Raw genomic sequence first — 14555 nt, 5'->3', positions numbered from 1 at the left:
AGTTTCCTTTGGTAAAAAATTCAAACATATTTCGCTGATTTAAAAAAATATACAGGCATAAGCTATCAAGTTTTTACAGTGCTATATTTATTAAATGAGTCATTTGTGAATAAAAGTGTATGTTACATTGATAAAATTCAACTGAATAAAAAGTGCTTGCATAGATGATAGAGTTAAAAAGATATAATAAATCGCTAGTTAGAAGGGACAAGGACACGCTAACCGCTATAGAGATTAGTGAAAATACAAATTTTAACGGGGCCAAATATACGAGTGATACAGTTACGAATATTAGGGTATTTTGGAAGATCTTAAGAAGTGGGTATTTCATCAGAAAATGTTTTATATCTATTAATAATGAAATATCAAAGATGTAAAATTAAACATTAATTGATTATCAAATTCCCAATCATTTGATAATCAAACGTTATTCATAAAAATTCATTATAAAATAATAATTTAAATAAGCAAAATACATGAATGTGTATGTCTCTATGATACAACGTATATCAAAAATAGGACAGTAAAGTGATATTATAACTAATTTGAGAATAAGATTTGTTTTCTTTCAGAGGAGTGTATTGCTTTAAGCATTATCCTAATTATTTTGCATGAATTCTAACAGTAATAATCAACTTACAGCCAATTATTTGTACTTTTTCCAAAACTTACATAAATGTTTGTATTAATTATGTAAGCGAATACAAATACAATGGTAACAAGCTTATTACAAATTAGGAGGATTTTTAGATGACTAACTGGTTAGAAATTGAAAGTAAAGTTGTAATTGTAACAGGTGGAAGTTCTGGAATAGGAAATGAAATCGTAATTAATTTATTAGAAAATGGTGCTATTGTATATAATGCGGATTTAAAAGATAGCAATTTAAATAAAAAGAATTATCACTTCTTACAAGTAGATGTAACCAATAGAGACAATGTACAAAAGGCTGTAAATGAAGTTCATAACAAAGAGGGGAAAATCGATGTTTTAATTAACAATGCGGGTATAAATTTACCAAGATTATTACTGGATTCAGCTGGTAGCCATCCAGAATATGAAATCAATGATAAAGATTTAAATTTTATGTTTGATGTAAATTTAAAAGGACCTATATGGTTTAGCCAAGCGGTTACTAAATACTTTATCGAACAAAATGCAGGTAAAATCATCAATATTTCAAGTGAAGCAGGTCAAGAAGGTTCCGAAGGGCAGAGCTTATATTCTGCTACAAAAGCGGCATTAATTGGGTTAACAAGAAGTTGGGCCAAAGAATTAGGTAAATATAATATTAATGTTGTGGCAATAGCTCCAGGGATTATTGAAGAAACGGGCTTAAGAACCAAACAATATGAAGAAGCATTGGCATATAGTAGAAATATTACTGTAGATCAATTGAATGGAGATTATTCTAAATCAATTCCTTTAAGAAGAGTAGGGAAATTGAAAGAAATTTCGGATTTAGTATGTTACTTGAGTTCAAATAAATCAAGCTATATTACAGGAACTACAATTAACATTTCAGGAGGTAAATCCAGAGGATAATCCCATCAAGTTAGGGGAGTACAATGAAGTTAAATAGAAAGCATATAAAAATAATACAATTACTGCTTAATAATCATACTTCAATAGAAAGATTATCATTTCTTGTGGAAGTTTCAGAGCGCACACTATTAAATTATGTTAAACAAATTAATGATTACTTTGATAATAGGATTGCTATTACAAAGATTCAACAAAATTTAACGATATATATTGAAAATGAACACCAATTCTTAAACCAACTTGATGAGGTGATCGAACTTACAGAAAATGCACATTCTGAACATGATAATAAGATGGAAATCATATTTTTTCAAATTTTGAAAAACAAAATATGCACCATAGATGATATAGCAGAATATACTTTCATGAGTAAGACGAGTGTGAGTAATTTATTGAAAGATATGAAAGCGGAGTTAGAAGTATATGATGTTTCAATTATTGGTAAACCTAACGTAGGATTATATATTAGCGGTAGAGAATATGATATTAGAAAACTAATTATAGAAAAATTTTCCAATAAATATTTGAGTATAGAAATAGATTTACAACTGCGTGAGCAATTACTCGAATTAAAAAAGTCGCTTAAATTAGATGAGCAAACCTATCAACGGTTAGTGGTAGCAGTTCAAGTGACAATTGATCGAGTAGATGAAAAAGCATTTATGGATAGTGATCTTGCAATAGATAATAACGTATTTGTATCTAATGATTATAAAGCCATCGATTTTGTGAAAAGATATTTAACCGAAAATTATGAAAATTTAGAGATTAATAAAGAACTGATACTGGTTGTTATTCAATTAATGGGAAGAAGAGCTACCATTTTGGACGAATTAATTTCATCTTCTGAAGCAGCTTTAATTGATGATATTATTGCGCACACGATTGATGATGTTATTAAATATTTTGGCATCGAAATAGACGATGGATTATTTACAAAAGATATCAGGTTACACATTAAATATTTAATTAATCGGATTATTTTTGATATTAGGCTACATAACGAAAGTGCAATTGAAATGAAAAAAAGATTTCCGTTTGCATTTGAGTTATCTAAAGTACTAGGTGAAAATATTACAAAAGCTTTAAACTTAAAAGTTTCTGAAGAAGAACTGGGGTATTTAACGATATATTTTAGTATATATTTAGAAAAATTAGAACAAGAAGTTAAAGATATTTCTAAAGTAGCTATATTAACTGATTATGGGTTAAGTGTTTATAAATTATTAAAAAATAATGTGATTAAATTATTTGGTCAGCAAGTTGAAATCACTATGATTGAAAAAGCGGATTTTAACGAAGAAGATCTAGATAATTATGAAATTGTAATATCAACAGTTAAAGAAAATAGGTTATTTAATCGAATTATATATATAGAAGATGCTTTTGACGAACAGATACTTAAACTAAAGGTGGAACAATTTTTAATTTATAAAGATTTAAATCGCAAAAATATCTTCAATAAAAGTGTGATTGCGGACTGTATGACTGAAAATGATTTGTACTATTTGGATAATAAGTACACATATCAAGAAATGATAGCGATGATGGCTGATGAGCTGTACGAGCAAAATAAAGTAGATAAAGATTTTAAAAAATGCATTATCAATAGAGAAAAAAGTAAGTCTACGATAAATAAGAAATTAGGATTTCCACATGCAAGCCATAAAAAAAGCAGTATTTGTATAAAAGTCATACTTTTAGAAAATGGTTGTGCTGATTATCACGACTTAAAAATCATAGTTCTTATTGCTACACCTGAAGAAGCAATTAATGAAGCATTATTAATTCGGATATACGAAGAAGTTTTAGCATTATCAACAAACACGTTTTTAATCAGTAAATTTTCACACAATACGAACTTTTATGAATTTAAAACACTATTAAATCAAGAAATGAAGGGATAAATTATGTTTTTTATTTTGCTAATTGTATTAGCGGCTATCGGATTTGTCGTACAACATTTACTAGGATGGTTGCAAATAAAAAATTTTACTAAAAATTATACAGAATTACGTTATAAGGGGAAAGTAGCTATTGGTAGACGTCCATCAGTATTCAAATCTGGAACGCTCGTCTTATTACAGCTAAATGGTAAAAATGAAATTGAAGATGCTCGATACATGCAAGGGGTAACAGTGTTTAGTAAGTTCAAACCAATAGAAGGTTTAGAAAATCTGAAACTCAATAAAATTACAGGAAAAGATTTAACTAATTTCAACAAACTATTAGTCAAAGCAATCTTAGATGCTCAACACACGCTAAAAGTTGTAGAAAGCGGTGGGGAAATTGAGAAAATACCTTCCCCAATGATGAAAGCAGTAAAGAAAGTGAATAATATTTTTAAAAGTGAAAGGGGTATGAAACATGGAGTACGTCGTTAAATTTGCCGAAGCGTTTATAAAATTATTTCAGACTGGTGCAGATACATTTATAGATTGGATGGGTACGATTGTACCGTTAGTACTTATGTTGCTTATAGCTATGAACACACTCATTCAATTAATTGGAGAAGAGCGTATCAATTTTGTTGCACAAAAATCTGCTAAAAATCCGTTAATGCGCTATTTAGTCTTACCATTTTTGGGATCATTTATGTTAGCCAATCCGATGGTTCATTCATTAGGAAGATTTATGCCAGAAAAATATAAACCAAGTTATTTTGCATCAGCTTCACAATTTGCACACACGAGTAATGGATTATTTCCTCACATTAATCCAGCGGAATTATTTATTTTCTTAGGGATAGCTAATGGTATTCAAAAATTAGGACTACCAACTACAGATCTAGCTGTACGTTACCTATTAGTTGGTTTGTTAGTGAACTTTATCGGTGGTTGGGTTACAGACTTCACAACAAGCTTTGTAGAAAAGCAACAAAAAGTAAAATTAAGTAAAGAGATTAAATTAGAGGGATGAGGTGAAATAAATGAATAAAAAAGTAAAAGTGGTCAAAGGTTCTGGAGGATTTGGAGGACCGTTAACATTTGGTGTTGAAGGAGACAAGAAGAAGTTAGTTTATATCACAGGAGGACATAAACCTGAGATTGTGGATAAAATTTCTGAAATTACAGGTGCAGATCCTGTAAACGGCTTTGAAACATCAGTCCCTGAAGAAGAAATCATGGCTATTATTATTGATTGTGGAGGAACATTAAGATGTGGTATTTATCCTAAAAAAGGGATTCCAACTATTAATATTATGGCCACCGGCAAAAGTGGTCCGCTTAGACAATACATTACGGAAGACATATATGTTTCAAACGTTGATGTCAGTCAGGTTTCAGAATTAGGTACAGAAGAGGAAACAACCATGGTTAGTAGTTCAACAGCGACACAAAATAAAGAAGCGACTAATAGCATGTACTCAAAAGATAAAAAACTTATGGAAACGCGAGCTGAACAAGAACATGTAGGTATTTTAACTAAAATTGGACTTGGAGCCGGAAAAATTATTAATACATTTTATCAAGCGGCAAGGGATGCTGTAGATACAATGTTGCATACAATTATTCCTTTTATGGGATTTGTAGCACTATTAATTGGAATTATTCAAGGTTCAGGTATCGGTAAACTGTTTGCTCAAGTGATGTCACCACTTGCAGGTAATATATGGGGATTATTAGCTATCGGATTGATTTGTTCATTGCCATTTTTAAGTCCCTTATTAGGTCCAGGGGGAGTGATTGGTCAAGTGTTAGGTACATTGATTGGTGTAGAAATTGGAAAAGGCAATATCCCACCACACTTGGCATTGCCAGCATTATTCGCAATTAACACTCAAAATGCTGCTGATTTCATACCTGTTGGGCTCGGTTTAGCAGAAGCTGAAACTAAAACAATAGAAATCGGTGTGCCTTCAGTTCTCTACTCCAGATTTTTAAATGGTGTGCCTCGGGTATTCATAGCGTGGCTAGCAAGTTTTGGGTTATATAAATAAAGGAGAGATAAAATGTATAAAACAATTGTAAAAGAGATCGGACAAGATGCTAAAGCATTTGAAGAAGAAAAAATGGTTATATTATTCGGTGATAATGCACCAGATGAGTTAGTTGATTATTGCTATATTATTGATATCAATGCAGTTGAAGGTACCATTACCGAAAAACAAAAATTGTATATAGATCATCATGTTTTTGATATTACGAAGGTTGGCTCAGCGGTACAAGACAATTTATCTAACCTAGGCCATATCACACTTAAATTTGATGGTAGTAATACTGCGGATCAATCAGGTACATTATATTTAGAAAATGTGGATATACCTGAAATGACTAAAGGTACAGAATTGAAAATTCAATAAATAAATTATGAGGTTGAGACAAAAGGCGTTTTAGTGAGCAGCAGAGTGCTGGCTAAATCGTAAGCTATTAATGTCTCAATCTCTTTGTCGTTTTTTTGCTTCGACAAGTAAACGGATGGGCCCATTAGAGTTTAGGATAATAAGTTGGCGAGCCATTGTTTCTGGTGTTTCTTGAAAATCACGTAAAATCCAACTGTGAATCATACCTACATAAGCAGAAGCAATATAATCTGCAACAATTTCTTTAGTGAGTAACATATCATTTTCGAGTCCTGTGTCTTTAAAAAATGTAATATACCGTTGTTGTATATGGTTTTTAAACAATAATTCAAAATTAGAGTATTGTTGGAACATCGTTTTATAAAAATAAGCATCGTGATAAACATGACTAAAAATATTATTTGAAATATAATATTGTGATTCATCGATGCTTTGATGTTTAAGGTAAAATTTATATGGCTCACCAAATAATAAGCGAAAATAAGCACTGATTGTTATAGAAATGGCTGAGTCTATTGAGTCATAGTGTCGGTAAAATGTGGATCTGTTAACTTGTGCTTCATCACATATCATTTTAACGCTCATTGAGGACATGCGTGTTTTATTGAGACAATCTACAAGTGCATTTTGAATTTTAGTTTTAGATTTTAAGTTTGCCATATAGAATACCTCCTCAAAAGCAACACATTCTAAATATGTGTTGCTTTTTTGATTTTACACCTATTGTTTTAACAAGTCTATTATCCATATAATACATGTATAGAAGTGATTTTTAGATGTAAGCTAGCTATGTTATTAACCTATCTTCAAACAGATCAGATGATATAGAAACTTGTGTGAATTGAATGTATAAGGAGGCAAAAATGTTGATTAATAATAGTGAAACATTAAAAAAAGTATTATTGGAAAATAAGGAAAAACGTATCAGTAACGATGATTTTAATATCGAAGCTGCTTTAGAAGATATATTAAATTCAGTTGGATATACAACATCTGATAGCGGTGGCGAAGTTTCTTTTTATGGAAAGGATCCGATAATGCCAAGTACGCTGAGAATTGCTAGTTTAGCTGGACTTGGTTTAGCAGCTAAATCGGTTGCTTTAGCACATTTGTGGCAAGTAAGAGGTGGTAATGGTCAAGATATTCATGTAGATATTAGAAAATCTGTAAAACGCCTGTCTCCATTTTATGAAAGAAAATGGGAAACTTTAAACGGTTTTCCGGCTAAAAGCCAAGAAGATCCACATACGCCATTTAGGTTTGATTTTTATCAAACACGTGATCAAAGATGGATGATGCCGCTTAATCCATACCCAAATGCTAAAGCACATGTCTTAGAATTATTAGATAGTCGTTCAACTAAAGAAGCTGTTGCTGAAGCAATTAAACAATGGAAAGGATTAGATTTAGAAAAAGCTGCTGCAGATAAAGGTATCGTCATGCCAATGGTTCGTACAATTGAAGAATTTGTTGAAGAGCCACAATTTCGTCATATTGCAGAAACAGAACTTATTGAAATTAAAAAAATAGGGGAGTCTGAACCAGAACAGTTTACTGAGAACCCAAGCCAACCCTTAAGTGGTATTAGAGCGTTAGGGATGGGACATGTAATAGCTGGGGCTGGATTAGGTAGAGGATTAGCATTACACGGCGCAGATGTATTAAATATATGGAGACCTACTGAATTAGAAGTAGAAACGATGTATTTAACATCTAATGTGGGTATGCGTTCGACATATTTAGATTTAGATGAAAAAGCGGAACATCGAGCAAAATTTGATCAGTTATTGCAAGATGCAGATGTCTTTTTTATTAATAAGAGACATGGTTTTATGGAGTCATATCAACTTACTCCAGAAGATTTGGCTAAGCAACGTCCTGGTATTATTCATGCTTCGGTAAATTTACATGGTCATACAGGTCCGTGGTCCAACCGTAATGGCTTTGATCAAACTGCGGGCAGTGTGACTGGAGTCATGACATTGGAGGGAACAGAAGCTGAGCCTAAGTTACCCCCAATTGTGGTGGTTAATGACTATGTAGTATCTTGGTTATTAGAACTAGGTACAATTAAAGCATTGGAACTTCGCGCCAAAGAAGGTGGAAGTTATAGTATAAGTGTGTCGTTAAGTAAAGTATCAGCATATCTATTATCATTAGGCATTTTTGAGAAGGATTATGTACGAGCAGATTCAGATAGTGACGATGAACATAAAATTATAGCGCCAGATCAATTTGAAGCTGAAACTCCATTAGGCACATATGTAGGAGTAACAGATCAAGTAGTCATGTCTGAGACACCAGGTGAGTATGATACTGTACTCATGTTTAGAGGCTCGGATAAACCGGAATGGAAATAAAAATAGTTCGAATTAAAAAGGAAAATGACTTTATATCTCAGTAAAAGTTAACATATAAACATAACTAAATAAGTTTTTACGACTATTATATTTTACGGATTTTTAATAATTAAATATATTGATGTGAAGCTCCTACAAATCACTTTAATTGTAGGGGTTTTTTTGTATTCAGTGTAGCTGGAAATGCTATTTTTGAGCATGTGTAACCACAAAAAATAATTGACTGTAAGCGCTAACAGTATTACTATGTTATTAAATGTTGGTAATGTTTTAGTGTTGTTTTGGATTTATATTCCGTAAATAAGAGGTGTTTCACATGGGAAAATCAGAAGTTGACATAAAAAATAGCAAAATGAAGAAGATTACAATCATTGCAACGTTTGGGGGATTACTGTTTGGTTTTGATACTGGCGTTATAAACGGTGCCTTACCGTATATGTCATTGTCTAATCAATTGGATTTAAGCCCTGCTACTGAAGGATTAGTGTCAAGTTCTTTAGTATTTGGGGCTGCATTTGGAGCTATAGCTGGTGGTAGGTTATCTGATGCATTAGGAAGAAAGAAAATGATTATGGTCTTAGCAATTATTTTCTTCTTTGCAACATTAGGTTGTGGACTTGCACCTAATGTAAGTTCTATGGTGGCCTTTCGTTTAATACTAGGATTGGCGGTTGGTGGTGCATCAGTTATTGTTCCGACGTTCCTTTCTGAAATGTCTTCGAAAGAAAAGAGAGGACGAATGGTAACTCAAAATGAATTGATGATTGTTTCAGGACAATTAATGGCTTATGTTATCAATGGTATTTTAGGAAATTTAGTAGATAATCCTGGTATATGGAGAATCATGCTACTCGTCGCTACGATACCAGCAATCATACTATGGTTTGGTATGCTAAGAGTACCTGAAAGTCCAAGATGGCATGCCAGTAAAAGTAAGTATTGGCCAGCTTATACGATTTTAAGAACACTTAGAGATGAAAAAACAGCAGCAGAAGAAATAAAAGAAATTAAAACAGTTATTGATAAAGAAAAATTAATAAAAGAAAAATCCAAAAATGAATTCACAAAGTCTTGGGTTCGTAAAATATTATTTATTGGTATAGGACTTGGCGTGGTACAGCAAATCACTGGGGTGAATTCAATCATGTATTATGGCACAGAAATATTAAGGAATGCTGGTTTTGGGACTAAGGCAGCGTTAATTGGAAATATCGCTAATGGCGTTATATCTGTGTTAGCGACCTTTGTAGGTATTTGGTTATTAGGTAAGATAGGGCGCCGCACCATGTTATTAACGGGCCAGATTGGGATAGTGTTTACGCTTATTTTATTAAGTATATTTCCTATATTTTTAGCAGGGACGCCTATACTACCATTTGTTATATTGTTGCTCACTGTAACATTTTTAGCTTTTCAACAAGGGTGTGTATCTCCGGTAACATGGCTAATGCTTTCTGAGATATTTCCAATGAAAATTAGAGGTGTAGGTATGGGCGCTAGTGTATTCTTTTGCTGGATTACGAATTTCTTAGTTAGTTTATCATTCCCAGTATTACTAGGACATTTCGGTCTAGCATCAACATTTACAGTGTTTGTTGCTTTAAATATTTTAGCAATCGTTTTTGTTAAAAAAGTACTACCAGAGACGAAAGATAAATCGTTAGAAGAAATAGAAGAGCATTTTAAATCAGCAAAGAAAAATAACAAGGTTGTAAGTGAGAAATTGATTGAAGAAGCTAAATAAAATAAAAAGATGAATAATATCGATTGACTGAAAGCGGTAACAATTATATTATGATAATAAGTTGATTATGTTTTGGCATTTTATCTTCATTTATGGAAGGATGATTATATGAAAGAGAAATTAAGATTAACAACTGGACAAGCTTTGGTTAAATTTTTGAAACAACAATATATATGTATCGATGGTGAAGAAAAGCCTTTTGTTGAAGGTGTGTTTGACATTTTTGGCCATGGCAATGTAATGGGTATTGGGCAAGCATTAGAAGAAGACCCAGGACATTTAAATATTATTCAGGGTAAAAATGAACAAGGTATGGCTCATGCAGCAATTGGTTTTAGTAAACAACGTTTGAGACGTAACATTTATGCAGTGACTACATCGGTCGGTCCCGGATCGGCTAATTTAACCGCGGCAGCAGGGACGGCGCTTGCAAATAATATTCCTGTATTATTGCTGCCAAGTGATACATTCGCTACAAGACAACCGGATCCAGTATTACAACAAGTTGAACATGAATCTAATTTAACTACCACAACAAATGACGCTTTAAAGGCGGTTTCTAGATATTGGGACAGAGTCACACGTCCTGAACAATTAATGTCAAGCTTGATTAGGGCGTTTGAAGTTATGACGAATCCAGCACAAGCAGGACCAGCAACAGTTTGTATTTCTCAAGATGTACAAGGCGAAGCGTTTGATTTTGACGCTACGTTCTTTAAAAAACGTGTACACTATATCGATCGTCCGGAACCGGTTCAACGAGAAATAGCATTAATGACTGAAACGATTAAACAAAGCAAAAAACCTGTAATCCTTGTAGGTGGCGGTGCAAAATACGCTGGTGCACGCGATGAATTAATTGAAATTTCTGAAAAATACAATATTCCTTTGGTTGAGACGCAAGCTGGTAAATCCACTGTAGAGGCGACATTTAAAAATAACTTGGGTGGCATGGGTATTACTGGAACATTAGCTGCCAATAAAATTGCTTATAAAGCGGATTTAGTCATAGGTATTGGAACTAGATATACTGATTTTGCTACATCGTCAAAAACTGCGTTTAACTTTGAGGAAACGAAATTTTTGAATATAAACATTAATAGAATGCAGGCATATAAGTTAGATGCAATACAAGTTATTGCTGATGCGAAAGCCACACTTCAGCAGTTATTAAAACATCTAGATAATTATAAAACTGAATATGAACATGAAATTGTTGATGCTAAGCAAGAATGGGAAAAAGAACGGGAACGTTTAAGTACCATTAAATATGATAGAAATCATTTCGATCCAGAAATAAAAAATCAGTTTAACCAAGAAGTATTAAATGAATATGCCGATGCTTTGAATACCGAATTAACTCAGAGTTCAGTCGTGTTGAAAATCAATGATGTCGTTAATCCTAAAAGTAATGTAATTACCTCAGCAGGTTCACTTCCTGGTGACATGCAACGTCTGTGGAATGCAACACAACCAAACACATATGGGGTTGAATATGGATATTCATGTATGGGTTATGAAATTTCTGGTGCATTAGGTGTGAAATTAGCTGATCCGGCTAACGAAGTATATTCATTTGTAGGAGATGGAAGTTTCCTTATGTTACATTCTGAATTTATCACCTCACTGCAATACAAGAAGAAAGTGAATATATTGCTATTTGATAATTCGGGATATGGGTGTATTAATAATTTGCAGATGGAAAATGGTGTTAATAGTTATCACACCGAATTTAGAACTTCGGACAATGAAATATTAAATATTGATTACGCAAAAGTAGCTGAAGGTTATGGTGCCAAAGTATATAAAGTGTATTCATTAGAAGCATTAGAAGAAGCGCTTAAAGATGCAGAACAACAAGATATTAGTACTTTGATTGAAATAAAAGTATTGCCTAAGACAATGACAGATGGTTATGAGAGCTGGTGGCATGTAGGTATACCAGAAGTTTCTAATTCGAAAGACATACAAGCTGCACATGATTTGAAAGTGGGAAAGTTAAAGAAAGCTAAACAATACTAATTAATAGAGGAGAATATGATATGAAATTAGCATTAGATCCAGCAATGTACACAGACTTATCAATGAAAGAAGTGATAGATAAAGCGGCAAGCTTAGGATATGAATATATTGAGCTTTCTCCTAGAGAAGATTTTATACCTTTTTATAAATACCCAAAAGTTGATAATAGTATGATTAAAAACGTTAAGAAATGGTGTAGTGATGCGGGGGTTCAATTATCATCGGTCTTACCAGTGATGGCTTGGTCGGGTCCTGATGAAGAAAGACGTCAAGGTGCAGTCCGTAATTGGAAACGTGCTATAGAGATAGCGAGTGATTTAAATGTAGAAGTCATGAATACAGAATTTAATGGAAATAAATATGAACCTCAGATTTGTGAGGAAAAATTTATTAAATCTATGGATGAGCTATTACCAATATTTGAAAAAGAAGGAATAAATTTAAATTTACAAGCACATCCTTATGATTTTATTGAGCGTAATGATGAAGCCTTAAGAATGATTAGAGGATTAAATAAAGAGTGGATAAATTTAGTGTATTCTACTTCACATACATTCTTTCATGACGACGGTACAGGTGATATAGCCACAATGTTTGATGATGCAGGGGATAAATTACAGCATGTGCTATTCTCTGATACATTAAATCACACTGTTGCGAATGGTTTACGTTATATTGTGAATCCGCCTGATGCTGAAGTGACCGTACATCAGCACCTTAATATTGGTGAAGGTGAAGTAGATTTCGATACGATATTTAGAAAATTAAAAGAAATGAAATTTGATGGTATCGCTACGAATTCAGTCTTTGCTTGGGTAGATAAAGCTGATGAATCAGCCACTTTTATGTTGAATAAATTAAAGAAAGAATTATTTTAATACCATAATTATAGTTGAGGTGATTTATGAAGTTAGGATATAATGTTGCGACTACAAAAGAAAATGCTACTTTACAACAAGAGTTGGAATTATGCGAGAAGCATGGCTATGATTTTATTGAAATACAGATGGATAAGCTCCCTGAATATTTACAAGAACATTCTTTAGAAGATATGAAACAATTTTTTGATACGCATCAGATTAAGCCTTTAAGTTTAAATGCGTTACAATTTTTTAATAATAGAAATGAAGCGGATTATAAAGTCGTTTTAGATACATTTAAAGAATGGTTAGAAATTGCTGAATATTTAGGTGCTCAATATATTGTTGCAGTTCCGTTAGTTACTGAAGAAAAAATATTAAAAGCAGATATTCATAAAAGCTGTGTAAACGTGTTGAAACAATTGGCTTTGATGGCGGCAGAATATGATATTAAACTCGCTCTAGAATTTCTTGGTGCGCCATATGCTACAGTTAATACTTTTAATCAAGCGCATGCCATTATTGAGGAGATTAACGATCCCAATGTAGGGATAGTATTAGATTTCTTTCATTTTCATGCTATGGGTTCACGCTTAGATGACTTAAAAAATGGAGATATTGATAATATATTTTTATTGCATATTAATGATGTCGATGACTATCCGATAGGTATTTTAACAGACGAGGATAGATGCTTTCCTGGATTAGGTGTTATTGATATTCCAGGTATATTATCTACGTTGAAAGATATGGCGTTTCAGGGTAAATATATATCTATAGAATTGTTCCGCCCAGAATATTATCAGATGCCTGCGGAAGATGTGATTAAAAAATCTAAAGAGACCATGATAGAAAGTGTTCAACCATATTTTACATTGTAAAAACAAAAATTCAGTAGCAAAGCTACTGAATTTTTATGTTTCAATTGTTATCTTTTTAGATTTAAAGTATGCAGTAAAATCTTTAGAAGGTAATTTATCTGTGATTAATGTATCAAGTTCATCGCATTCCATGAATGTTAACAATGTAGATTTGCCCATTTTTGTATGATCTGCGAGTGCATATACAAGTCTAGAACGAGATACGATAAGTTTTTTGATGATATTTTCTTCTAGTTCTGCATTTGTTAATCCATTATGAATGTCGACACCTGTGGCAGCCATAAAAGCTTTATCGATATTGAGCTTTTCAATAAGTGTATTAGATTCAATACCTATAAATGAACGTGTTCTATACTTATACTTCTCACCAATAACAAGTAAAGAAACATTTTCGAAAAGAGCAGCTTTATTGATGACATCTAGACTATTAGAAATGACAGTGAAAGGTAAATCTGTATCAACATAGTCTAAGATATGCACAGTTGTTGTCCCGGTATCAATATAGATGACATCGTTAGCTTGAATGTGTTTAGCAGTAGCTTTAGCAATGTGGATCTTTTCATCATAATGTTCGATATTTCTTTTAGAGTAGTCAACGGCCTGAGAAATTGAACTTTCTATAGATTTCACACCACCATAAACTTTTTTCACTTTATTTGTATCAGCTAGAACGGCTATGTCACGACGTATTGTATTGATTGAGACATTGAAATAGTCGCTGAGTTCGTCGATTGATGCTGCTTTATTCTCGTTAATGTAAGATTCAATTGCATGTATTCTTTTGGTTTTCATATTTATACCTCCGATAATTATATAATATACAACATTCTCATATTACTC

At 32.6% G+C, this 14555-nt stretch carries 13 protein-coding genes; 11 read left to right on the top strand and 2 right to left on the bottom strand.

Annotated elements, in window-relative coordinates; genetic code table 11:
• The first annotated feature begins 750 nt into the window (after positions 1–750).
• Genes PYW31_RS12685 through PYW31_RS12660 form a run of 6 tightly spaced genes read left to right on the top strand, consistent with a single transcriptional unit; the run spans position 751 to position 5848 of the window.
• Complete coding sequence (locus tag PYW31_RS12685) at positions 751–1545, top strand: SDR family oxidoreductase (RefSeq protein WP_046837003.1); 795 nt, start codon at positions 751–753, stop codon at positions 1543–1545.
• Between the two features lie 23 nt (positions 1546–1568).
• Positions 1569–3452, top strand: coding sequence for a BglG family transcription antiterminator (locus PYW31_RS12680; RefSeq protein WP_046837002.1), 1884 nt, complete (start codon positions 1569–1571; stop codon positions 3450–3452).
• A 3-nt stretch (positions 3453–3455) separates the two neighbouring features.
• Positions 3456–3929, top strand: coding sequence for a transcriptional regulator GutM (locus PYW31_RS12675; RefSeq protein WP_046837001.1), 474 nt, complete (start codon positions 3456–3458; stop codon positions 3927–3929).
• Positions 3913–4464 (top strand): PTS glucitol/sorbitol transporter subunit IIC, encoded by a 552-nt coding sequence (gene srlA, locus PYW31_RS12670; RefSeq protein ID WP_046837000.1) that lies wholly within the window; start codon positions 3913–3915, stop codon positions 4462–4464. The genes PYW31_RS12675 and srlA overlap by 17 nt, the downstream gene beginning before the upstream one ends.
• Positions 4465–4474: 10 nt before the next feature.
• Entirely contained in the window at positions 4475–5485 is a 1011-nt protein-coding gene (srlE, locus tag PYW31_RS12665) for a PTS glucitol/sorbitol transporter subunit IIB (protein ID WP_046836999.1), read from the top strand.
• Positions 5486–5497: 12 nt separating this feature from the next.
• Positions 5498–5848, top strand: coding sequence for a PTS glucitol/sorbitol transporter subunit IIA (locus PYW31_RS12660; RefSeq protein ID WP_046836998.1), 351 nt, complete (start codon positions 5498–5500; stop codon positions 5846–5848).
• Positions 5849–5923: 75 nt separating this feature from the next.
• Here PYW31_RS12660 and PYW31_RS12655 read toward each other — a convergent pair whose 3' ends face one another.
• The gene (locus PYW31_RS12655) at positions 5924–6508 is read right to left on the bottom strand and encodes a TetR/AcrR family transcriptional regulator (RefSeq protein WP_046836997.1); all 585 of its coding nucleotides are present in this window, start codon (positions 6506–6508) and stop codon (positions 5924–5926) included.
• Positions 6509–6711: 203 nt separating this feature from the next.
• Between PYW31_RS12655 and PYW31_RS12650 the strand changes: the two genes are divergently transcribed.
• From PYW31_RS12650 to PYW31_RS12630, 5 genes are all read left to right on the top strand, one after another.
• Complete coding sequence (locus tag PYW31_RS12650) at positions 6712–8208, top strand: CoA transferase (RefSeq protein WP_082104715.1); 1497 nt, start codon at positions 6712–6714, stop codon at positions 8206–8208.
• Between the two features lie 316 nt (positions 8209–8524).
• Positions 8525–9952, top strand: a complete 1428-nt coding sequence (locus PYW31_RS12645) for a sugar porter family MFS transporter (RefSeq protein WP_046836996.1) — start codon at positions 8525–8527, stop codon at positions 9950–9952.
• Positions 9953–10060: 108 nt separating this feature from the next.
• Complete coding sequence (gene iolD / locus PYW31_RS12640) at positions 10061–11974, top strand: 3D-(3,5/4)-trihydroxycyclohexane-1,2-dione acylhydrolase (decyclizing) (protein WP_046836995.1); 1914 nt, start codon at positions 10061–10063, stop codon at positions 11972–11974.
• A gap of 20 nt (positions 11975–11994) precedes the next feature.
• Positions 11995–12852, top strand: a complete 858-nt coding sequence (locus PYW31_RS12635) for a sugar phosphate isomerase/epimerase family protein (protein WP_046836994.1) — start codon at positions 11995–11997, stop codon at positions 12850–12852.
• Positions 12853–12878: 26 nt separating this feature from the next.
• Positions 12879–13715, top strand: coding sequence for a sugar phosphate isomerase/epimerase family protein (locus PYW31_RS12630; RefSeq protein ID WP_046836993.1), 837 nt, complete (start codon positions 12879–12881; stop codon positions 13713–13715).
• 33 nt (positions 13716–13748) lie between these two features.
• Here PYW31_RS12630 and PYW31_RS12625 read toward each other — a convergent pair whose 3' ends face one another.
• Positions 13749–14507: a DeoR/GlpR family DNA-binding transcription regulator gene (locus PYW31_RS12625; protein WP_046836992.1), complete on the bottom strand. Its 759-nt coding sequence runs from the start codon at positions 14505–14507 to the stop codon at positions 13749–13751.
• Between the last annotated feature and the right edge of the window lie 48 nt (positions 14508–14555).

Origin of the sequence: Staphylococcus succinus (genome assembly GCF_029024945.1) — a bacterium.
Lineage (GTDB): Bacteria > Bacillota > Bacilli > Staphylococcales > Staphylococcaceae > Staphylococcus > Staphylococcus succinus.
This window is presented reverse-complemented; position numbering and strand designations above follow the sequence as displayed.

Coding starts and splice junctions, on each gene's coding strand:
- srlA (WP_046837000.1), top strand. CDS start 3,913: ATGGAGTACGTCGTTAAATTTGCCGAAGCGTTTATAAAATTATTTCAG.
- PYW31_RS12625 (WP_046836992.1), bottom strand. CDS start 14,507: ATGAAAACCAAAAGAATACATGCAATTGAATCTTACATTAACGAGAAT.
- PYW31_RS12650 (WP_082104715.1), top strand. CDS start 6,712: ATGTTGATTAATAATAGTGAAACATTAAAAAAAGTATTATTGGAAAAT.
- PYW31_RS12680 (WP_046837002.1), top strand. CDS start 1,569: ATGAAGTTAAATAGAAAGCATATAAAAATAATACAATTACTGCTTAAT.
- srlE (WP_046836999.1), top strand. CDS start 4,475: ATGAATAAAAAAGTAAAAGTGGTCAAAGGTTCTGGAGGATTTGGAGGA.
- PYW31_RS12685 (WP_046837003.1), top strand. CDS start 751: ATGACTAACTGGTTAGAAATTGAAAGTAAAGTTGTAATTGTAACAGGT.
- PYW31_RS12660 (WP_046836998.1), top strand. CDS start 5,498: ATGTATAAAACAATTGTAAAAGAGATCGGACAAGATGCTAAAGCATTT.
- PYW31_RS12675 (WP_046837001.1), top strand. CDS start 3,456: ATGTTTTTTATTTTGCTAATTGTATTAGCGGCTATCGGATTTGTCGTA.
- PYW31_RS12645 (WP_046836996.1), top strand. CDS start 8,525: ATGGGAAAATCAGAAGTTGACATAAAAAATAGCAAAATGAAGAAGATT.
- PYW31_RS12655 (WP_046836997.1), bottom strand. CDS start 6,508: ATGGCAAACTTAAAATCTAAAACTAAAATTCAAAATGCACTTGTAGAT.
- iolD (WP_046836995.1), top strand. CDS start 10,061: ATGAAAGAGAAATTAAGATTAACAACTGGACAAGCTTTGGTTAAATTT.
- PYW31_RS12635 (WP_046836994.1), top strand. CDS start 11,995: ATGAAATTAGCATTAGATCCAGCAATGTACACAGACTTATCAATGAAA.
- PYW31_RS12630 (WP_046836993.1), top strand. CDS start 12,879: ATGAAGTTAGGATATAATGTTGCGACTACAAAAGAAAATGCTACTTTA.